An 18,036-nucleotide genomic window follows, 5' to 3' on the forward strand; every position below is an offset into this window, starting at 1 on the left:
GGGGCCGCGGCATGAAAAAGGCCGCACTTCTGCGGCCAGATATGAAAAAAGCCCCGTGCGGGGCTGATTTCTGAAAAATGGTTGGTCGGGGCGGCGGGACTCGAACCCGCACGGATTCCTCCACCGGTTCCTGAGACCGGCGCTTCTGCCGTTCCCGCCACGCCCCGCTGGGGTATACTTCTCATGAGAAGCCGATGCGCGCCGGCCAGTGTGCCGGAACGACCGTCGGCTTTCTCGCTATCTCTCGAGCCTTCTCATGGACCCATCCCTCCCGACGATGATGACCTCGGTTATCTCAGGAAATTCCCCGTCATCGAGAACCTTCCGAGCGTCATCGACCATCTGCCCGAAGGTCTTTTCGCTCCTTACGTTGCTGATGATCAGCTTGTCGCTCTGCGGGTTCGGGGTCTTCTTGTCGTTTCCGTATACAGCACTCTTGAACTGGTTCCAGACGGTCAGGTGGCCGTTGCCTGCGGGGTTCTTCATCTCCCATGCAACGCCCTTTATGAACGTGTCTGATGTCCGGCGCCTGAATCCGCCCGGCTGGTCTCCCCTCGTCTTTCGGAACTCGACAGGAAGCCCGTTGGACCTCAGCAGCTCTCCGCATGCCCTCTCGAACTTATCAGGGGACGCCCCGCTCTCCTCACGGTATGCTGGGACCTTTCCGGTCCTGAACCACTCGGGGTCTCGCGTCTCAATCTCCGCCGCCATGCGCCTGTTGAGGAACGCCTGGAACGCATCGGACTCCTTGCCCCCGCGCTTCTCGATGAGCCTTTTCCGCTCCCCCTCTGGAAGACTGTTCCACTGCTTCCGTATCCCAGAGGTGCCACCGAGCGAGTCGAGGCACTGCTTGTAGTGCCGATACATCTCGTCAGGGTCGTAGTCCTCCACCCCCGACTTGTCGAACCGGGCCACCGCGCGGCAGTCGCAGTTTTCGTGCGCATGACTCGCCGCGCTCTTGTCCGAATAGTGGAACCCGAACGACGAGAGCATGAGGCAGAACCCGCACGTCTCTGAGCCGCTGGGCACGCGGGCGTATTTCGGCTTCATCGGGTCGCGCCTCGCGTTCTCCGCCACGCTCACGTTCTCGGCGCGCCGTATGTCGCGGTCCACGCGGGCGAGCACCTTGCGGTTGAACTGCCCCACGGGCTTTCCATCCACGATGTCCTGGACGAACGCCTTGATGGCCCCGATGGTGGCGTCAGGCTCGTACCCGCTGATGGCGGTAGCCCCCATCGCCTCCCCCACCGCGGCCTCGCGCACGGCGTCGTACATGTCCGCGCCGACCTGGGCGGCGGAGTCGGTATAGGTGGGCATGACGGCCGCGAGCGCCTGGATCACGATGTCGCGGCACTCGGCGATGTTCTCGGGCGTCCACGTGATGGACTCCAGCACCGCCAGCACCCGCGCCTGCGCGTCCGCCGAGATGCCGTTGACCTCCTCGGTCACGAATTCGAGCACGGCGCGCGGTATGGTCGCGGCCATGCGTTACTCCGCCTGCTGCGAAGCACCGGGGCCACCGGAGGTGCCGCCAGCCATGATGCTCATGATGGCGGCCGAGTTCCTGTTGGCGTTGACCTGCGAGAGGATGCTGTCCACCTCGGCGGTGTCGAAGCCCTGGCCCGCCCAGAACTCACGCGTCATGGTGAATCCGTCCACGACGGCGGCGATCTTGGTCATGGCGTCCGCCGTGGACGCCAGCGACGGGCGCATGGGGTTGCGGAAGTGCGGGATGACGCTGCGCTGCTCGTCGGTGAGGCCGTCGATCGTGGTGTTCCCGGCCACCGCCATCGCCATGAGGGCGACGTTTCGCATGGAGGCACGGTTGGACTCGATGCAGTCCTCGGCGGCCACGCATATGTCCTCGCGCTGGGCCGCTATCGCCTCCGCCGAGCTCGGGTTGTCCTGGACGATGCCCAGGCTGTTCAGTGGCACGCCCGTGGCGCCCGAGAAGAGCTTGGCGTAAGTCATGATTGCGTCGATGTAGGGCTGCGGCGAGACTCCGGGGAACTGCTGAAGGTTCGGCACGTTGCCGTCCTCGTCCCTCGTGGCGAGGAACCAGCTGCCCACGCGCATCAGCCACTTGCTCTTGGCCATCGCATCGAACTGCTCGTCGGTGAGGCCGGTCGCGGCCATCATCGGCACGGCGTAGAAGGCTCCCGACACCGCCATGTAGCGCAGCGTCCGCTCCACCTCGTCAACGAGGTAGCGTACCGCGCGGGTGATTCTGGTCTGCCCGAACGGCTTGGTGCCAGTGGGGCGGAAGCAGAACGCCTCCATCATGGGGCGGTCGAGCGGGGTGGGCAGGGTCTCGGCGACCCATGACGTGCTGAGGACGCGCCGGAGCACGACAACGCGCCCCGGCAGGTGGAGGTTGGCCTGCACCGGAACCGGCTTGAGCCCTCCCCAGTCCGTGCGGCGCATGTCGGCGACAACGAGGCCGCTCCCAACGCGCTGCTCGGCCACGTCCCACGTCGCGACGGCGCTCTCCGCGCTGTGCATCCGCACCACGGCGCGGTCGCTCACGCGCTGGACGGTGGCGAACATGCAGCCGTGGGTCAGCTCGCTCGCCACGGTGCGGTTGAAGGCGCCGGAGAGGTCGTTCTCGAGCTCGATGCGGCCGAAGTCCTCGTCCTCGTAGTCCCCGGCGAAGGTGAAGCCGTCCATGCGGACGCGCTCCGAGACGCTGGTGACGGCCTTGCGCGCCCAGTCGCTGCGCACGCTGGGGTCCACGCTGTCCGGGATGTTGTCTATGCCGATGTCCGGCGTCTTCTGCTCGCCCTCGTAGTAGGCGTCGAGCGTGTGGTTGCGCGGCTCCACGGCCTGCGCCACCTCCACCAGCTCGTTGAGCGCGTTCCTGTCGGCGGCGTCCAGTCCCGCTGCGTTCGTGATTCCCGGAAGGTTCATCAGCCAATCCTCAGCTTCCTCGCGGGGTTGCGTTTCGTGGTCTTGGCCTGCCACAGCGCGAGCGCGCAGGCCTCAATCAATGTCGCGTCGGCGCCTCCCGCGTCCTCGAAGCCAACTCCGTCCTGCCCGATACGGCGGCGGGCGGTGAGGGTCGCGGAGGCGGTCAATTCCTCTTGTCCGTAGTGCGCGAGGTCGTGCTCGGCCACGGCGTTGGTGAGCATGGACACGGCCTTGGCCATGTCGCGCGGGCCCGCCGTGACGATTGCCCTCTTCGGGAAGCCCGCGTCCGCGAGCCTCGTGATCAGTGCCGCCGTGCTGCCGCCGTCGATGGCGACGGTCGCGACCTTGTCGCGGCGCGCGTCCAGCCACGCGGCCACCCAGCCGACACCCTCGGAGAGCGGGCGGGTGTCCACCCACTCCACGTAGCTCGCGCCCTCGGAGGGGCGCAGGCAGTAGGCAAGCGTCGCGCGGTCGGGACCGAACTTGACGCCCGCGCACGTGATGCACGGCTCGGGCGGCTCGTCGGTCTCGCAGAGCGCCCACGCCTCGACGTCGATGACGTGCTCGACGGCGCTCTCGGTCGGGCTCCACCACCCCAGGCGCTCGCGGGCGAACTTGTCTGGGGCCATGTCCAGCGCCTCAGCCTCGATGGTGGACTCCAGTATCAGGACGCCGAGCGAGGGGTTCGTCTCGTACCAGCGCTCGCGGTCGTTGATGTCCCCGACCTCGGGCACCGACCACTCGGCGTAGGCGATGCCCTCCGCGCAGGACAGCGCTCGGTCGCGGATGCGGCGCGCCACCATGCCGGGAGCGCTCTCGTCGGGTGGCGTGCCGGTGTAGAGAATCTGAGGGTTGCTCGACGCCGACAGGCACGGCATGAAGGATGCCTGCTGCTCGTCGGTCAGCTCCTGGTCCTCGTCGAACACGAGCAGGTCAGCGTGCTGGCCGCGCCCGCCGTTGCGCGTGCGGGCGAGGAACTTAATCTTGCCGCCCGCCTTGAACTCCACCGCCTCGCGGCCAAGCGCGGTGCGGATGGCCTTGAGGTACTTGTGGAACATCCGCTGGTCGAAGAAGGATGCCACGTCCTCGAAGGTCTCGGTTGAGGTCTTCTGCAGGTGCGACGTGTAGAGCACCAGCTCGTTCAGCACGCACGCGCCGTAGTCCATGCGCGGGGCGGTAGTGCCGAGCGTCTTGCCGTTCTGGCGCGGCACGTGCTCCCCGCACGACTTGGCGGCCCAGCGCCCGTAGGCGTCGACGCCCAGCCACGACGAGCAGACGATGCGCTGCCAGTCTAGGAAGCGGAAGCCGCCAGCGCCCATGAAGGCCTCCATCTCCGCGAAGCGGTTGGAGACCGACGGAGGCTGTATGAACCTAACCGGCTCGACGCGGCCTCGTCGTAGAGGCGCCGGCGATGATGGAATCGAGGCCGTCATCGCCATCATCCACCTCCTGCACGCCCAGCATCTCGCAGAGCTGCTTGAGGGCCTTCGTGTAGCTCGACATAAGCGAGTTGTAGCCGTCGAACGCGGGGTTCTTCCTGATGCCGCGCTGCCCGCCGCCGTTGTCGTAGGGGATTGCCACGGAGCTGCGGCCTATGACCTCTCGGGCGTTGGCGAGCTTCTGCTCCATCCACAGCACGTTCTCCGCCAGCTCCACCGCGCGGGCGCGGGTCGGCTCTTGCAGGGACGCGCAGATGGCCTCGGCGCGGGGGCGGGCGTCACTCATGGCACTCACCGAGCGACCTCACTATCTCGCGCTCTCGGTCGCTCAGCTCCCATACCAGAGGCGCTGCCAGCGCCCCCCCTTGCTCGCGGTTGCGCTCGGCGGCGATTCTCTCTGCCTCCCTGCGCTCGGCGGCGATTCTCTCTGCCTCCCTGCGCTCGGCGGCGATTCTCTCGGAGACAAGCAGGCCGCCGCCGTAAATCGACGAGCCAGATTCCTCCTGAGCGTCGAGCCGCCCGATTCTCACGCACTGGGACGCTGGCACCTTCAGCTCGACTCCGGCCTTTGCCATGTTCGACAGCATTGCGGCTGTCAGCACCTCACGCGGGTACTCGTACTTCGGGAGGTTTCGCGCCTTCTCGTGTCGAAGCTCCGCGACCTTGTCGTTGACCTGCCTCGTGAGGTCTGGGGCCGTCCGCGCCACGATTCCCTCGTCATAGCTCGTGACGAAGGACGTGTGGACCACCGCGCCGTTCTCGTACTCGATGTCGCAGTATGTCAGGACGTGGCAGCAGTCCATGCAGGTGCTCGCCGAGCCTAGGGCGGTGAGCGACGGGCAGAAAAGGAAGAACGGGATTCCGCTGTCCAGATAAAACCGGACGATCTTCGAGAGGATGGAGAACGGCGGGTTGTCCACGACCACCTTGCCGCCGCCGTAATCGAACTTCTCGTAGTCGCCGCCAGGATAGAACGGGCGCACGACCTTCGCGGGGTCGATGCCGTACTCCTTGCACGCCCAGTCCCTTATGACCTCGTACACCTCGGGTGGCGTGTAGCAGTCGTCCGTGGTCTTCTTTGGCTTGAACTTCTCCACGAACTCGTCGTAGCCATCGTCGCCCTCGCCGCTCATGGCGTCGAGGTTTGAGAAGTCTACGCCGCCGCCAGATGCCCGCTCCATGTCGCGCTCGGTGAAGCCGAAGGCGCTCATGTCGAGGTCGGCCAGCCCGTCCAGCTCCTGCGCCAGCAGCTCGCTGTCCCACTCCGCCAGCTCGCCCACGCGGTTGTCCGCGAGGCGGTACGCGGCGCACTGCTCCGGCGTGAGGTCGGATGCCACGACCACGGGCACATCGGTCATCCCGAGCGCGAGCGCGGCCTTGTAGCGCGTGTGGCCGACCACGATCGTGCCGTCGGCGTCCACCACGATGGGCTGGCGCCAGCCGAACTCGCGGAGGCTTGCCGCCACGGCCTGCACCGCCCCGTCGTTGCGGCGCGGGTTGTCCTCGTACGGGCGCACGTCACCGATGGGCACGTACTTGACGCGGAGGTCCTTCGTGGGGACCACCCCCTTGCTGGTATGCCTTTGTGTGTGAATCGGCGCTATGCCGCGGGGCACGCCGTCGTCCCACGGGGAGGGGATGCCCCCCTGGCCTTCTCAGAGCGCGCCTGACGAGCGCTTTGGGTGTCTCACGGGCGCTTGCCCCATGCGCCCCTTTGCGCCCCTCAGAACGGCCCTCGCGCCCTCGCAGAACGCCAGCGCCGACGGCCACGGCCCGAATCGGGCGCGCACCTCGGCGCGGATGGAAGCGACGCGATTCATTGGCTTGTTGCCGCGCCATGCATTACAACACCTATGACTTGGGGCCACATTGGAAGGGTCGATAGGCGAGCCGCCCTTGCTCACGGGCACCAGCTCGTCAAGCTCGAATGCCAGCGGCGTGCCGGGCGGCGCGTCGGGCGGGATGGGCAGGCCGCATATGTGGCACGGCTCGCCCATGGCGCGGACGCGGGCGACGAGCGCGCGGCGGCGCGCGCCGTTGGCGTAGCGGTTGGCAGACACCTCGCGCCCCCCATCGTCTCGCGCATCACGCGCAGCCTATATGTATCACACGGGATACGGGGTTCGATGGTTCCGCATGGTTCCGCGTGGTGCTGATTTTTCGCCCCTCGCGCGCCCCGACCACGTGGAGGTGGAGGTGGGGGACAGGCGAGCGCAGCGAGCCGGCGCATGAAAAAAGCCCCGCCGGACGCATCCAGCGGGGCCTCTCGGCGAGATGCCGAGGGAACTGGTCATTTGATTGTACTGCGCCATGGCGCGCTCGCGCGCGGGGCGTCCCTTATGCACGAAAAACGCCCCGAACGGCAAGCCGAACGGGGCGATGAGTTAGATGAAAAGGTTCTCGACTCGGTTAATCTCGCCGGGGCACTCTGCCTCGATGACGACGCGCTTGGAGACGAGTTCGTAGCCCTCGAAACTTCCGAACGCCTCGCGCACGAACTCTCGGTCAACGTCTGGCCTGATGTTGACGAGCAGCGCGTCGCACTCGAGCACGCGCTCACCGTCCACCTCCACGACGAGGTGGTGCAGCTCTTGGCTCACGTCGCTTCACCTCGCGTCAGTCTGTTCTTGTACCGCTTGCGCGGGCGGATGTGCATCTGGCGCTCCACATCGTCAAGCTCGTCCATGTACTCGCACCAGTCGGCGAACTCGTATGGATCGTCGCAGTAGTCTGCCAAAGTCTCGACCATCTGAATCAGCCAGCGCCTGCGGTTGGGCAGACGGCGCTCGTATCCGTCGGGATGCTTGCGGCTCATGTCAATCTAGCCTCTCTCCGCACCACGGGCAGAAGTGTACGGACTGGCTTCGGAACGGTGTCAGATGGTTGAGAAAGTCGGTCATCCACTCCCAGTCGTAGTCGTGCATCGCGAGCACCCACCCGCCCGGCTCGGGGTACTGGTGCGCCCAGCCGTCCGGCTCGTACCTGCGCAGCGAGAATCCGTCGGGCATCGCGCTGCATCGGTGCGTCTCGAAGCTCTTCGTCATGTCGCGTCACCCACCCCTCCCAGAACGTTGTCCCACCCGAAGAAGTCGATGGCGTCGAAGCCCTGCTGGCACAGGTCGCGCAGCGAGCGCCGCGACCACCGGCTGTAGCCGAGGAGCGCCGCCACCTCCGACCACGGTCGCGCGTCCACGTAGCGGAAGCTGATGCAGTCCGCCACCGCCGAGCCCATGAGCGCGTCCACGCCGCCCTTGCCGGACTCGCGGCCGTAGAGCGCCGCGCACGCCATGTCGAGGAGCCGGTAGTCCTGCTCGATGCGATCGGACATGCGCGCCTCGTAGTCGATGCGGGAGTCGGTCGCGGCCATCCGGTCGCGCTCGCCGCCTACCGTCACGCGCGGCTCGTATCCCTGCGCGCGCACGCCCTCGCGGGCCTCCATCTGGAGCAGGGTGAGGCGCGTCCGCTCGGCCTCTCGGGAGGCGTGGCGGACGGCCTCGAAGAAGTCCTCGGCGCTGGCGTAGTCCGTGTATGACGGCGTATCCAAACCCTCCACCTCCGCTTTAGGCTTTCGAGCATCGTAGCACGTGGGGCGGCATGTCGCGGAACCCTCAACCAGCATCGACCACGTTGCACGCCTCGCGGATGCTGCGGGCGTAGGCTGCAACCCGGTTCGTCGGGTACTTGCCGCCCCACGCCTCGGCTAAATCGTCCATCTCCTCCGCCAGCGCCAGCAGCGCGTCGCGGTCTACCACGTCGTCATGCACCGAGCAGTAATGCCGGTCGCTGTGGTAGTACGGGCACTGCGTGGGCGGCTCTATGAGGTCGGCGAGGCGGTCCAGCAGGTCAACTCCGCTGTGATACTTCTTGTCTCCGAACACAGCGTAGGAGATGAGCCACCTTATCGCCGCGCTGCTTCCGTTGAGAGACAGCAGCTCGCACTCGGTCTTACTCTTAACGCCGTCTCTCATGTTCTGCGCCACCTCGCGGCGCTCGGTGTCAGTCGGCATCTATAATCACCTCGCATCCGCAATATGGGCAGAAGTCGGGCGGGCAGCTGTCCCACCACGGGAAGCTGTCGCCGCAGCTCAGCTCGACCTCGTACCACGTTTCGGCCTCGCCCCATGCGGGGTGAGACGACTCGACGGTGCAGGTGTCACGACGCCCCAGCTCCGGGACGTAGCGCACGCTGTCTCTGGTGCCTTCGTGGCTCACGTCGACGTGGTCGGGCCACTCGCTCGGCTCCCAGTTGTGGCCGAGAAGCAGGTTCGTGTGGCTCATGTGCTCACCTCCATCCAATTCTCGGGCGTTCGGTACTGGTCGCCCCTAGGAACCCACACCTTGCGCGTCCCGTTGCCCTTGAACGTCACGGGCTTGCCGACGTACAGCGCGCCGTTCTTGCCCCTGCATAGGACGCTTACACCGGCCGGAGGAAGCTCGTCCGAAAAGTCGTGCCACGTGCGCTCCGCGCGGCGGTTCCACGCCTCCACGGCCCGTTCGCCGTCGTCGAGTCTCACGGTCGGCGTGCCGCAGCGACACTTCCGGCACGTGACGGCGCAGGCGGTGCCTCCGTAGGTCTCGAACTCGGCCTCTCCCCCGCAGAACGGGCACGGCCTCAGCTCATCGGCCATCGGTGATCCGCCCCCTCTCCCGGTTGCGCCGCTCGCACGCCTTCATCCACGGCCGGAAGTCCTCCACGCCCAGCGCGGCCACCAGGTTGATCGTGGCCTGGATGACGTCGGCGCACTCGTCGAGGAGTCTCTTGCGCCAGAGCCGCGCGAGCACGCAGTCGCCACCGTGCGCCAGCTCGGCAGAGGCCATCGCCTGCCACGCCCCGTGGACCTCCGACGCCTCCTCCAGCGGCTTGAGCGCGTGCGCCTTGTCCGCCTTGACGCCCGCGAAGGCGCGCACGGGCGGTATCGTCACGGTGGTCTCGTCAGTAGCCACTCTCGTCCTCCTCCACTCCCTGTCTCACGCAGTCCGTCGCGAGCCCGCGGCAGTCCCGCTCGGCGCGGTAGAGCCACCCCGCCGCAGCGTCCCAGTCCACGTCTCGCCTGCACAGCAGCCTCATCGCCCGCCGCAGCTCGGCGCGTATCTCGCCCACGCGCTCGCGAGCGTCCACGGCGGTCACGAGAACTCCCCCGTCGTGAACAGGTATCCCTCTGGGTCGCGGTACGTGCCCCGGAGCATGACGTTCTCGTAGGGAGGGTCGCCCTCCGGGTAGCGCTGGTTGGGCGGGTTGCACTCGAAGCTCTTGCCGCCGCGCCACGCGCACAGCCGGTCGAACTCCATCAGGCTCTCCTCTCCGGGCTCGCAGACGCGCCCGTACTCGTCGCTTATCTGCCACTCCCCCGTCCCGAGGAGGTTGCGGATGTCGGCGACGCTGTGGAAGCTCGGGGGCGCCCACTCGCCGTCGTCGCACCACTCGTCCTGGTACTCGGTGCTGTCCTGGAAGTGGACGACCCACCCGGCGGACGTCTTGCAGATGTGGTACTCGTCGTGGACCTCGCGCGGCCTCACGCGCCGAAGGTAGTGGTTAGTCCCCATCGCTGCCCCCGGATGCCATCGCCCTGGAGGCGTCCTCGCCCACGGCCTCGCGGAACCACTTTCGGCGCGGGAGCCTGTCGACGAGCGCGGCCACCGTCTGCTCGACGATGTCGCCCCCGGCCCTCTCGATGATGGCGTCGGCGACCTCGTCCGCGAACTGCGAGCGGGTCCATGACGAGCCCTTGACCCCGAGCTCCGCCCTGACGTCCTTCTCGATTCTGCCGATTACCTGCGACTTCGCGTCTGCTACGATTGCCCTGCGTATCGCCTCGTCGTCGATGTTGATTCCAAGCTGGACCACATGCTCCATGCTTCACTCCTTGTCTCTCTTGACTCTCGGCTCTCCCCACGCGCAGAAGTCATCTGGATTCACAAGCATCTCGTCGTGGAAGGCGCAAATCAGCTTCTCGCTGTCCGCGAGCGGGCACGGTTCCGCGTGCTTGCAGTCCCAGCACCGCACGACGCGCTCGCGCGATACGTACTCGGTGTGGATGAGGCCGGTGTCAACCTCTATGAGCGGCACGGCGAGGCAGACGTACTCGGCGTTCATAACTCGCTCGCCCCCTCGAGAATCGGGAACCCGTGCTCGTCCCTCGGCAGCTTCTTGACTCGCCGGTTCATGGCGTTGACCAGCCTCACGAACTTGAACCACTGCTCCCTGCTCGTGAACTCGATTCCGTAGTACCAGGGGCCGGGCTTCCTGTTTCGCCCGTTCGCGATCGTGAGGGTCATGGTGTGCGGCGGGCGGAGCAGCATGTGGCAGCTGCTCTTGTCCTGGTCCCACACGCTGAGGCCGCACTCGGACATGTCAAGGTCGTCGATGAGGATGTCGGCCATCACTGCCCACTCTCCGCCAGCCTGCGCCCGCACATGGGGCAGTACTCAATCGAGAACGAAGCCTCTACCTCAGTGAAGAGCGCTGCGATATTGGTCCTTGCAATGGTGACGAGACGCCACTTTCCGCCCTCCCACACGAGGCTCACGTCGAACTTGTAGGTGCCAGTCGTAGTGCCAGTCATAGCTTTGACGTGCTCGCCCTGCTCGCAGAACTCGCACATCACTGCCCACTCTCCGCCAGCGCACCCCACTGCTCGGCCATGGCCCGCGCGACGCCGGGGTACGTCCTGCTCCTCATGCGCGCCCTCTCCGGGCCCGGTGGCATGTGGTGCACTCGGTGCCTGTCCCTGTCGTCCATCGCATCCATCTCCACTCTCACGTCGTTCGTCGGCCTCAGCGGCGGGAGCCCCTTGAGCCACAGGCACGTGGCCTTCGTCTCGGGGTGCCCGAACTGCCACGGCTGGATGATCTGGTCTGGCTTGCGATAGAGCTTGGACATGATGCCAACAGGGTTTTCGATCGCAACCCTCGGTACGTGGTCGAGCGCGGTGAAGGCGAGGAAGAACCCTATGCCCATCTGCTGCCGCCCGTCCCGACGCTTCTCCGGGAACCACCTCGCCCCGCTGCTGCTGAGGTGCGTGCAGGGCGGGAACGCGATGACCATGTCCCACGCCAGCTTCGCCACCTCCAGGGCGTCCGCTTGGACGTGCCACTCCGGGAACCCCCCCCCGCAGGGGAGCAGGTCGCAGCTGTACGCCTCATGGCCGAGCCTGCGCAGCTCGGACGTGACGGCCTGCGACTCCTCGCAGGCGCAGAGCACCCTCATGACGCATCACGCCCCGCCAGCTCCCTCGCGCGGCGCACGATGTCGCGGGCCATGGCCCACTCGTAGCTCGTGTCGCTCGCGTCGACGTGGTGATTCACGCAGTAGACGTCCGGGCACGAGGCCCCGGCCACGTCCTCCTCCAGCCGCTCCCATGTGCCCACGACGGGGCGCTCGTGGGTGAGCTTGTTCGGGAACGTCCAAGTGTCGAAGGAGCTGCCTCCCGCGTTGATGTACACGTGTTCGCCATCGAATCGCTTCAGCGTGTAGGGCCTGTCATCGTCGAGCTTCCACACCGTCTCCCCCTCGCGCAGCGGCTTGTCGTCGACGGCGAGGATGGGCAGCTTGTGCGTCAGTTCGTCCGCGTAGTAGAAAAAGAACCCTTCGCCCTCTTTCTCGCACTTGATGCGCTTGAACCCGCACTCGCGGTAGTCGGTATCGACGACCCGCATAGGCTCCATGTCTCGCGTGCCGCACACCGTGTCCCCCACGCGAATCTCCACCCCGTCCGCGTCGAGCACCTTGGGCGCGGGATAGTCGAGTCGGTCGTCTTCCTCGTACCAGTGCGACTCATCGAACTCACCGTGCAGCGTGAATCCGTTCGGGTGGAACTCGAACGACTTGACCTTGAGCTCGAAGCCCTCCGCGTCAACGACGTCGTCATCGAAGTTGACGGGAGCGCCGTCCTTGTACCTTGGCCATTCCTTGTCCTCGGGCATGAGGCGGGAGAGAAGCCTGCGCTCGACCTCGTCGCGGCCGGCCATGTCCTCATCGAAGCCAAGCTCGTGCATCACGCGACCAGACAGCCAGAAGTCGAAGTCGAGCTGCTGCTCAGTCGAGCAGTGACCGACCACCCAGTCGAGCCGCTTCTTGACGCTATCCAGCCCGCCGTGCTCGCGCACCCACGCGACGGCCTCAGTGTCCTCGATGTTCTCGCTGGCAATTTGGTCGGCGATGTCGCCGATGGCGTTGCTGTAAGCTCTCTGCCCTATGAGCCTGCATCCCTTGGCGAACTCGCGCAGGCGCTCGATTCCGGTCATTTGTACCTCCATCAGGTGAAATGTGTTCTGCGGTGCCTAGAGGCCCGTCAGACGCTCTCTGTGCTCCTGTGCGGGCAATCCGCGCCGCCTATGTCGTTTCGTCGCCCCTACGGTCGCTCTCGCGGCTCTCAGGGCCATTCTCGCTAGCTTCGGTCGCGCGCTCCCGCGCGTCCTCGACCTCCCACGCCCTGAGGCGGCACTCGCGGCGGAAGAGGCACAGCTCGCACTCGCCGCCCTCGTAGAGGCCCATGCAGTCCGGCTCGCCGTGGCGGCGGCGCGCCCTGCCATCACCTGCCACGCCGCTCACGCCTCTCGTGGCAGCGCGCGGCGTGGCGGCACTCGTCTGGCGTGGCTCCCGTGCGCTCTGCCACGAGACGCCACGAGTAGCCCTTGGACGCCATCTCCCAGCACGTCCGCTCGAACTCGTCGCGCTGGCGCTGGCGGCGGCGGGCGAATGGGTCAGTCGGCATCCCTGCCATCGCGCCTCCCCCAGTCGAGCACGGCGCAGTGGCCGCTCCGCTCGTCCTCGTCAACCCACCACGCGCACGCCTGGCCCATGCACTTGCCCTCGCCCTCGTAGCGCATCGGGCAGAAGATGCCGTGCTGGCCCTCGTCCGTCAATCTCTTTCGCTTGATCACTCGCCCACCTCCGAGAACGTGTTGTGCCTCGTGTCAAAGAGCAGGCGCAGCGGGCGCTCGCCCGTGGTCGGCCCGCGCCGGTTCTTGGTCACGTGGAGCGAAACGCGCTGGAACCCGCCCTCGTCCTCGCCGTCGCGCATGAGCTGCCAGATGCTCACGGCGTCGAACTCGATGTCACCCGACCCACGGCCCCCGCTCATGGACGCCTCCTTCGAGCGCATCGCCTCTCTGTTCATGCTCGATATGACGAGCACCGGCAGCGAGAGCTCGCGCGCCATGTCCATGAGGGCGCGGCTCGTCTCCGTCACCTGCCTGTACTGGTCCTCGCGCTCGCAACCCTCTGGCGGGCGCAGGCGCTGGAGGTAGTCAACGACGAGCAGGTCCATCCCGGCGGCTCGACCGTCCGCGCACGTCTCGCGCAGCGCCGCCACGGACGCGACGCGACCGTCGTCCGAGACGGCGAGTCCGGGGCAGGCGCGCCTCAGCTCGCGCAGCGCCCGTATCGCGGCGAAGTTGCCGAGATAGTCGAGCCTCCCCTGCGCGTCGAGGTCGAACGAGGCCATCTCGCGCCTGGCGTTGCGGCCCATCTGCTCCCATGCCGACCAGTAGAAGTCGGGTATCCCCGGCGTAGAGTGCGCAACGGCAGCCGACAGTCGCGCAAGGCACTGCTGGCGTGTCATCTCGGTTGACGCGAAGAGCACGCGCCCACCCTGCGCGGCGACGCACATTGCCACGTGGAGGGCGAGCGCGCTCTTGCCCGCCCCGGGCTGCGCCATGAGGACGTGGCACCCAGGCGCGAGCCCTCCCATGAGCACCAAGTCGAGCGACGGCACGCCGGTCCCCACCACGGTTGGCGGGTCGGCGAAGTCCAGCTCGTCCTGCTCAGGGTCGTACAGGGACGCGGCGAACCTCTCCCACTCCTTCCCTACCTCAGCCATTCCGGCTCCTCACCCCTCTCTCTCGCGCTTATGATCTCCGCGAGCGTGTCTCGTACGGTCGGGCGGTCCCCGGCGTCAGCCGGGGAACCGCCACCTTCTGAACTCTCTTCTGAGAGTTCTGATGTGCAACCCTTTTTCCTTGCGTAGGGTTTGACCGGTGCAACCCTTTTTGCTGGGCTTTCAGCTAGGGGTGCAACCCTTGAGGGTTTGACCCCCTCAAACCCTTTTTCCTCGTGCTGGGGTTTGACCCCCTCAGACTCGGCCATCCACGAGAACGTGCGCAGCACGAACCTCCCACCTCGGTTCGTCTCCGTGCCGACGCGGACGATCCATCCGTCTCGCTCCATTTGCTCGAAGAACTTCTGGCACGCGCGCGGGGTCTCGCCAGTCCTCTCGGAGAGCGTCCTCTGCCCAAGCGAGAAGAACGGTACTGGGCAGCGAGCCGGGTCAGCCCACGTATTGGCAAGGCATGTGAGCGCCATCCGGCACCGTCTGTCGAAGCTCTGCTGCGGGATGTGCGAGAGCATGAGGGTCAGGCCCTCCACGTCGCTCTCGCGGAACTTGTAGAAGCCGCCCACTCGCACCTCCTCGCGGCATGGGAGGGGCCTCCGAAGAGGCCCCGTCAGTCGGTTGTGTTTACCCTGCTAGAAGGGAACGTCTTCGTCATAGAGGTCTGGCTGTGGAGGCTGCGGGGCAGCAATGGTCGCGGGCGCTGCCTGCGCCTCGCGCTCGTCCAGCGTCTCCGGCACCTTGAAGTCTCCCGCACGGAACTCGTCGGGGCTGAGCCAGTCAACGACGTTGACCTCGGACTGGTCGCGCCCGTTGTAGGTGTACTTGCGCTCCTGCAGGAGCAGGTAGCACGTCTTGCCGACGAACGGCTGCGCCTGGTCGGAGTCGATGGCTGCGGTCGGCTTGAAGCCTGGGTTGGCGTCGGCGAGCGCGTGGAGCTTGTGCTTGGTCATGCCGAGCGCCTTGCCCTCCAGCATGAGGTAGTCGTTGTGGCGGAAGTCCTTGCCCTCGAAAAAGGCCTCCGAGAAGTGGCCCTTGTGCTCGCCTTCGGCCACGTCCCAGACCACGACGAGCGCGGCGGCCCCCTTCTTGGTCGTGACGAACTCGGCCTTGGTGATTTGGCACTTGTACGCGCCGGAAGGCAGCGTGCTCACGACGCCGCCACGGCTCTCGGTGACGTCGTTCCACGAAATCTTGGGCATGTCTAGCTCTCCTTCTTCTCGTTGTCGGTGAGGGGCGCGAGCCCCCAGTAAGACCTGATCGCGGCGTCAACGGCCTTGAGGTCGTTGTCAATCTCCGCCTGCTCGAACATGCCCATGGGGGCCTTGACGGTCGAGCCGCCGTCGTTGACGGTCGTGAACCAGTGGCGCTCCTTGGTGCTGTTTGCCATGAGTACGACCGGGAACAGGCCCTCCAGCGTGTAGTGGTTGTCGATGAGCTTTCCGAGCGTCTTGGCCTTGAGCCTTCCGTCGTCTCCGACTTCGCTGTGCATGAGGAAGTAGACGATGGTGTCCCCCGGCAGGTCGAGCACGCTGCGGACGAGGCCGATGAAGCCGTATCCGATGCTGTTCCACTTGTCGAAGCCCGTGAGCTTGGAGTCCATCTCCTCGAAGCTCATGATGTACTGCGCGTCGTCAATGACGTAGCAGCGTCGCGAGCCCTTGGCGAGCTGCGCGCGAATCTTCGCGGCATCGGTTATGCGCGCGAACTTCATGCCGCCGCGAAACGGCAGCGGCTTACCGCTGACATTGAAAAGCCCAATCTCGTCCTCCGTGAAATTGCGGAGGCTCGTTGACTTGCCGGAGCCTGACGCCCCGATGATGAGCACGGGTACTCCCATGCCTTCCCCCTTTCAGAATCTGTACTCCTTTGTCTCGCCCGCCTTGCGGTAGCTCCCGTGCAGCCCGGTGAGCCGCACGCACCGCATCACGGCGAGCATGTCTGACTCCTCCGCCACGACGAACTCCGCGTCGTCCAGCGGGTAGAACGTGACGCCGTCCCTGTCGGTGGGCGCCGGGCGCACTGGCACGCGCATGGCGTAAAGCGTGCGGTTGATCACGTGCGCGTCATTCCCCTGCGCGAAGATGCCTTTGGACGGAGCGTCGAAGCGCACCCACCACGGGGCTGGCTGTCTCGCGTCCCTCTCGCGGAGCTTGCTCGCCTGTCGCTTGAGCGCGGCCTGCCAGCTCTCGGCGCTCATGCGTCGCCCCGCATGAGGGCGCACGCCGTCGAGAGCGGCATGCAGACCCACGTCTCGTCGGCGGCGTCGAGCCACCCGTCGCAGACCATGAGCGGCAGGGCGATGCGCGCGAGGTCGCGCAGCGTCACCCAGCAGAAGGCCTCGCCCACCGAGTGGTTGAAGTTCTTGACCACGAGCAGCGCGAAGTCGGCGTCTGCGTTCTCCCGCTCGTCGATGGTCTGCCTCTGGTACTCCGCGAGCGCCTTGGCTCCCATGTCGCGGACGCGCTTGCACTCGATGATGCCCTCAAAGCCGTGGGCGTAGAGGCCGTGGATGTCGCCCATGTCCTTGGAGCCGTGGAGCGCGCGGCGCTCGATGCGGTCGTCGTCGAGCTGTGCCCTGGTGTAGCGCACGACGTCGGTCTCCCACGAGGTGCCGAGCGCCTTGGGCTTAGTCTTGGGCATCGGTCACCTCGTACACGTTGCAGTTCGAGAAGTCGATGCGGAACCTCCGCCCTGCCTGATCCTTGACCTCTTCGCCCTTGGACCACTTCGTCCACCAGTCGTGGTCGTTGTAGCCGGTCCATCTAAGGTCTATGAAGTGTCCGGGCATGTCATTGTCGTACTTGAGGAATCTCCAGAACAGGTCGTTGCCGAGCATGTCCCGCTCGGCCTGACCGATAAGCCTATCGCTCACTCCTGACCACCTCCCAGAAGACCCATCACCGCTGACGGCAGCTCCGCTCCGAGCGCCGCGCCGACCTTGGGGACGGAGATGCGCAGGGTGGTCCCAAGCCAGGTCGCCGGCCTCTCGTAGTCCTCCACGCGGCACCCGTCCGGCAGCTCGCCGTCTGCGGTCGCGGCGTCAATAACGGCCTGGTTCGTCTTGCTCGAAGTGACAAGACGCCAGAGCGCGTCGAAGCCACCGTCGGACTCGCGCAGCCAGCGGACGAACTCTCCCGTGTCGCTCATGGAGACGCGCGTCCCGCTCTCGGGCTTGGAGAGGCGCGCCGAGAGCGTGCCGACCTCCGTGCCGTTGATGACGATGCGCTTGCGGTCCACGCCCTCAGCCTCGTACATCTGCCTGAGCGCGTCGTCGCACTCGGTGCGCAGCGTTGGCGCGCCGTGGGCGCCGCCGCGCGGGTTGGTCATGTCCTTGATTGCCTTGCCCATGGCCTCCGCCACGGCGAGGCGCTGGATGTCCGTCAGCTCCATCGGTCCTCCTCCCAGCACTCGTCTGCCGAGTGCCACTCGCTCCTGTCCACGACGGTCACGCAGCCGTCCGCGACGCACGCGCCGCAGAAGCTCAGCTGGCGCGCCAGTCCCGGTGGCAGCTCGTCGCTCACCTGAATCTCGTGGTAGTTGTCGCACTCCCAGCACTTGCCGCCGCAGCGCGAATCCTGCGCGCACATGTGCCGCTCCGCCGCGCCCAACACGCACGACTCCGCCGCGCGCACCGCCTCAGCCTCGCTCTGCATCGCGCCTCGCCTCCTCGCGGTGATAGGCCTGCGTCACGCGCGTCTCGGGAACCCCAGCCTTGCTCGCCACCTGCCACGCCGTGAAGCCGCGCCGAAGCATCTCGTGCGCCCAGCGCTCGAACGGCTCTCCCGTCGTGCAGGCGGGAGGCTTCCTCCACCCCGCCATCGCTACCACCACCCGTCCGCCGTCATGACGGCCAGCGC

The 18,036-nt window shown here is 66.5% G+C and carries 35 protein-coding genes and 1 tRNA gene; all 36 read right to left on the bottom strand.

Features of this window, described 5'->3' with window-relative positions; all coding sequences use genetic code 11:
• Window positions 1-82: 82 nt before the first annotated feature.
• A tRNA-Leu gene (locus tag QUW25_RS02450) sits at window positions 83-167 on the bottom strand.
• A gap of 70 nt (window positions 168-237) precedes the next feature.
• On the bottom strand, window positions 238-1,485 hold the full coding sequence (locus tag QUW25_RS02455) for a hypothetical protein (protein WP_289510645.1): 1,248 nt from the start codon (window positions 1,483-1,485) through the stop codon (window positions 238-240).
• A gap of 3 nt (window positions 1,486-1,488) precedes the next feature.
• Entirely contained in the window at window positions 1,489-2,907 is a 1,419-nt protein-coding gene (locus QUW25_RS02460; protein ID WP_289510646.1) for a hypothetical protein, read from the bottom strand.
• Entirely contained in the window at window positions 2,907-4,226 is a 1,320-nt protein-coding gene (locus QUW25_RS02465; protein WP_289510647.1) for a hypothetical protein, read from the bottom strand. The genes QUW25_RS02460 and QUW25_RS02465 overlap by 1 nt, the downstream gene beginning before the upstream one ends.
• Window positions 4,227-4,278: 52 nt before the next feature.
• Window positions 4,279-4,632, bottom strand: a complete 354-nt coding sequence (locus QUW25_RS02470; RefSeq protein WP_289510648.1) for a hypothetical protein — start codon at window positions 4,630-4,632, stop codon at window positions 4,279-4,281.
• Entirely contained in the window at window positions 4,625-5,911 is a 1,287-nt protein-coding gene (locus tag QUW25_RS02475; protein WP_289510649.1) for a ParB N-terminal domain-containing protein, read from the bottom strand. The genes QUW25_RS02470 and QUW25_RS02475 overlap by 8 nt, the downstream gene beginning before the upstream one ends.
• A gap of 90 nt (window positions 5,912-6,001) precedes the next feature.
• Window positions 6,002-6,406 (bottom strand): hypothetical protein, encoded by a 405-nt coding sequence (locus QUW25_RS02480; protein WP_289510650.1) that lies wholly within the window; start codon window positions 6,404-6,406, stop codon window positions 6,002-6,004.
• A 324-nt stretch (window positions 6,407-6,730) separates the two neighbouring features.
• Complete coding sequence (locus QUW25_RS02485; RefSeq protein ID WP_289510651.1) at window positions 6,731-6,946, bottom strand: hypothetical protein; 216 nt, start codon at window positions 6,944-6,946, stop codon at window positions 6,731-6,733.
• Window positions 6,943-7,161: a hypothetical protein gene (locus QUW25_RS02490; RefSeq protein ID WP_289510652.1), complete on the bottom strand. Its 219-nt coding sequence runs from the start codon at window positions 7,159-7,161 to the stop codon at window positions 6,943-6,945. Before QUW25_RS02490 ends, QUW25_RS02485 begins: the two co-directional genes overlap by 4 nt.
• Window position 7,162: 1 nt before the next feature.
• Window positions 7,163-7,390, bottom strand: a complete 228-nt coding sequence (locus QUW25_RS02495) for a hypothetical protein (protein WP_289510653.1) — start codon at window positions 7,388-7,390, stop codon at window positions 7,163-7,165.
• Complete coding sequence (locus QUW25_RS02500; RefSeq protein ID WP_289510654.1) at window positions 7,387-7,890, bottom strand: hypothetical protein; 504 nt, start codon at window positions 7,888-7,890, stop codon at window positions 7,387-7,389. Before QUW25_RS02500 ends, QUW25_RS02495 begins: the two co-directional genes overlap by 4 nt.
• Window positions 7,891-7,954: 64 nt before the next feature.
• Window positions 7,955-8,353: a hypothetical protein gene (locus QUW25_RS02505; RefSeq protein ID WP_289510655.1), complete on the bottom strand. Its 399-nt coding sequence runs from the start codon at window positions 8,351-8,353 to the stop codon at window positions 7,955-7,957.
• Window positions 8,343-8,624 carry a hypothetical protein gene (locus tag QUW25_RS02510; RefSeq protein ID WP_289510656.1) on the bottom strand — a complete coding sequence of 94 codons (282 nt, stop codon included), beginning with the start codon at window positions 8,622-8,624 and terminating at the stop codon, window positions 8,343-8,345. Before QUW25_RS02510 ends, QUW25_RS02505 begins: the two co-directional genes overlap by 11 nt.
• Entirely contained in the window at window positions 8,621-8,974 is a 354-nt protein-coding gene (locus tag QUW25_RS02515) for a Lar family restriction alleviation protein (RefSeq protein WP_289510657.1), read from the bottom strand. Before QUW25_RS02515 ends, QUW25_RS02510 begins: the two co-directional genes overlap by 4 nt.
• Window positions 8,964-9,290 carry a hypothetical protein gene (locus tag QUW25_RS02520; RefSeq protein ID WP_289510658.1) on the bottom strand — a complete coding sequence of 109 codons (327 nt, stop codon included), beginning with the start codon at window positions 9,288-9,290 and terminating at the stop codon, window positions 8,964-8,966. Before QUW25_RS02520 ends, QUW25_RS02515 begins: the two co-directional genes overlap by 11 nt.
• Window positions 9,280-9,474: a hypothetical protein gene (locus QUW25_RS02525; RefSeq protein ID WP_289510659.1), complete on the bottom strand. Its 195-nt coding sequence runs from the start codon at window positions 9,472-9,474 to the stop codon at window positions 9,280-9,282. The genes QUW25_RS02520 and QUW25_RS02525 overlap by 11 nt, the downstream gene beginning before the upstream one ends.
• Window positions 9,471-9,890, bottom strand: a complete 420-nt coding sequence (locus QUW25_RS02530) for a hypothetical protein (RefSeq protein WP_289510660.1) — start codon at window positions 9,888-9,890, stop codon at window positions 9,471-9,473. Before QUW25_RS02530 ends, QUW25_RS02525 begins: the two co-directional genes overlap by 4 nt.
• Window positions 9,880-10,200 carry a hypothetical protein gene (locus QUW25_RS02535; RefSeq protein WP_289510661.1) on the bottom strand — a complete coding sequence of 107 codons (321 nt, stop codon included), beginning with the start codon at window positions 10,198-10,200 and terminating at the stop codon, window positions 9,880-9,882. The genes QUW25_RS02530 and QUW25_RS02535 overlap by 11 nt, the downstream gene beginning before the upstream one ends.
• 3 nt (window positions 10,201-10,203) lie before the next feature.
• A complete protein-coding gene (locus tag QUW25_RS02540; RefSeq protein ID WP_289510662.1) occupies window positions 10,204-10,440 on the bottom strand; it encodes a hypothetical protein in 237 nt (78 codons plus the stop codon).
• A complete protein-coding gene (locus QUW25_RS02545) occupies window positions 10,437-10,727 on the bottom strand; it encodes a hypothetical protein (protein ID WP_289510663.1) in 291 nt (96 codons plus the stop codon). Before QUW25_RS02545 ends, QUW25_RS02540 begins: the two co-directional genes overlap by 4 nt.
• Entirely contained in the window at window positions 10,727-10,951 is a 225-nt protein-coding gene (locus QUW25_RS02550) for a hypothetical protein (protein WP_289510664.1), read from the bottom strand. Before QUW25_RS02550 ends, QUW25_RS02545 begins: the two co-directional genes overlap by 1 nt.
• Complete coding sequence (locus QUW25_RS02555) at window positions 10,948-11,553, bottom strand: hypothetical protein (protein WP_289510665.1); 606 nt, start codon at window positions 11,551-11,553, stop codon at window positions 10,948-10,950. Before QUW25_RS02555 ends, QUW25_RS02550 begins: the two co-directional genes overlap by 4 nt.
• Window positions 11,550-12,590 carry a hypothetical protein gene (locus QUW25_RS02560; RefSeq protein ID WP_289510666.1) on the bottom strand — a complete coding sequence of 347 codons (1,041 nt, stop codon included), beginning with the start codon at window positions 12,588-12,590 and terminating at the stop codon, window positions 11,550-11,552. Before QUW25_RS02560 ends, QUW25_RS02555 begins: the two co-directional genes overlap by 4 nt.
• A gap of 88 nt (window positions 12,591-12,678) precedes the next feature.
• The gene (locus QUW25_RS02565; protein ID WP_289510667.1) at window positions 12,679-12,888 is read right to left on the bottom strand and encodes a hypothetical protein; all 210 of its coding nucleotides are present in this window, start codon (window positions 12,886-12,888) and stop codon (window positions 12,679-12,681) included.
• Window positions 12,878-13,069, bottom strand: a complete 192-nt coding sequence (locus QUW25_RS02570) for a hypothetical protein (protein ID WP_289510668.1) — start codon at window positions 13,067-13,069, stop codon at window positions 12,878-12,880. Before QUW25_RS02570 ends, QUW25_RS02565 begins: the two co-directional genes overlap by 11 nt.
• Complete coding sequence (locus QUW25_RS02575) at window positions 13,050-13,229, bottom strand: hypothetical protein (RefSeq protein ID WP_289510669.1); 180 nt, start codon at window positions 13,227-13,229, stop codon at window positions 13,050-13,052. Before QUW25_RS02575 ends, QUW25_RS02570 begins: the two co-directional genes overlap by 20 nt.
• Complete coding sequence (locus tag QUW25_RS02580) at window positions 13,226-14,167, bottom strand: DnaB-like helicase C-terminal domain-containing protein (protein WP_289510670.1); 942 nt, start codon at window positions 14,165-14,167, stop codon at window positions 13,226-13,228. The genes QUW25_RS02575 and QUW25_RS02580 overlap by 4 nt, the downstream gene beginning before the upstream one ends.
• Entirely contained in the window at window positions 14,155-14,745 is a 591-nt protein-coding gene (locus QUW25_RS02585; protein ID WP_289510671.1) for a hypothetical protein, read from the bottom strand. Before QUW25_RS02585 ends, QUW25_RS02580 begins: the two co-directional genes overlap by 13 nt.
• 66 nt (window positions 14,746-14,811) lie before the next feature.
• Window positions 14,812-15,378 (bottom strand): hypothetical protein, encoded by a 567-nt coding sequence (locus tag QUW25_RS02590; RefSeq protein WP_289510672.1) that lies wholly within the window; start codon window positions 15,376-15,378, stop codon window positions 14,812-14,814.
• A 2-nt stretch (window positions 15,379-15,380) separates the two neighbouring features.
• Complete coding sequence (locus QUW25_RS02595; protein WP_289510673.1) at window positions 15,381-16,016, bottom strand: hypothetical protein; 636 nt, start codon at window positions 16,014-16,016, stop codon at window positions 15,381-15,383.
• A gap of 12 nt (window positions 16,017-16,028) precedes the next feature.
• A complete protein-coding gene (locus QUW25_RS02600) occupies window positions 16,029-16,376 on the bottom strand; it encodes a hypothetical protein (protein ID WP_289510674.1) in 348 nt (115 codons plus the stop codon).
• Window positions 16,373-16,819 carry a hypothetical protein gene (locus QUW25_RS02605; RefSeq protein ID WP_289510675.1) on the bottom strand — a complete coding sequence of 149 codons (447 nt, stop codon included), beginning with the start codon at window positions 16,817-16,819 and terminating at the stop codon, window positions 16,373-16,375. The genes QUW25_RS02600 and QUW25_RS02605 overlap by 4 nt, the downstream gene beginning before the upstream one ends.
• Window positions 16,806-17,051 (bottom strand): hypothetical protein, encoded by a 246-nt coding sequence (locus QUW25_RS02610; protein WP_289510676.1) that lies wholly within the window; start codon window positions 17,049-17,051, stop codon window positions 16,806-16,808. Before QUW25_RS02610 ends, QUW25_RS02605 begins: the two co-directional genes overlap by 14 nt.
• Window positions 17,048-17,569 carry a hypothetical protein gene (locus QUW25_RS02615; RefSeq protein WP_289510677.1) on the bottom strand — a complete coding sequence of 174 codons (522 nt, stop codon included), beginning with the start codon at window positions 17,567-17,569 and terminating at the stop codon, window positions 17,048-17,050. Before QUW25_RS02615 ends, QUW25_RS02610 begins: the two co-directional genes overlap by 4 nt.
• Window positions 17,560-17,832, bottom strand: coding sequence for a hypothetical protein (locus tag QUW25_RS02620; RefSeq protein ID WP_289510678.1), 273 nt, complete (start codon window positions 17,830-17,832; stop codon window positions 17,560-17,562). The genes QUW25_RS02615 and QUW25_RS02620 overlap by 10 nt, the downstream gene beginning before the upstream one ends.
• Window positions 17,816-17,998: a hypothetical protein gene (locus QUW25_RS02625; protein WP_289510679.1), complete on the bottom strand. Its 183-nt coding sequence runs from the start codon at window positions 17,996-17,998 to the stop codon at window positions 17,816-17,818. Before QUW25_RS02625 ends, QUW25_RS02620 begins: the two co-directional genes overlap by 17 nt.
• Between the last annotated feature and the right edge of the window lie 38 nt (window positions 17,999-18,036).

Origin of the sequence: Thermophilibacter provencensis, from assembly GCF_030372065.1 — a bacterium.
Taxonomy (GTDB): domain Bacteria; phylum Actinomycetota; class Coriobacteriia; order Coriobacteriales; family Atopobiaceae; genus Thermophilibacter; species Thermophilibacter provencensis_A.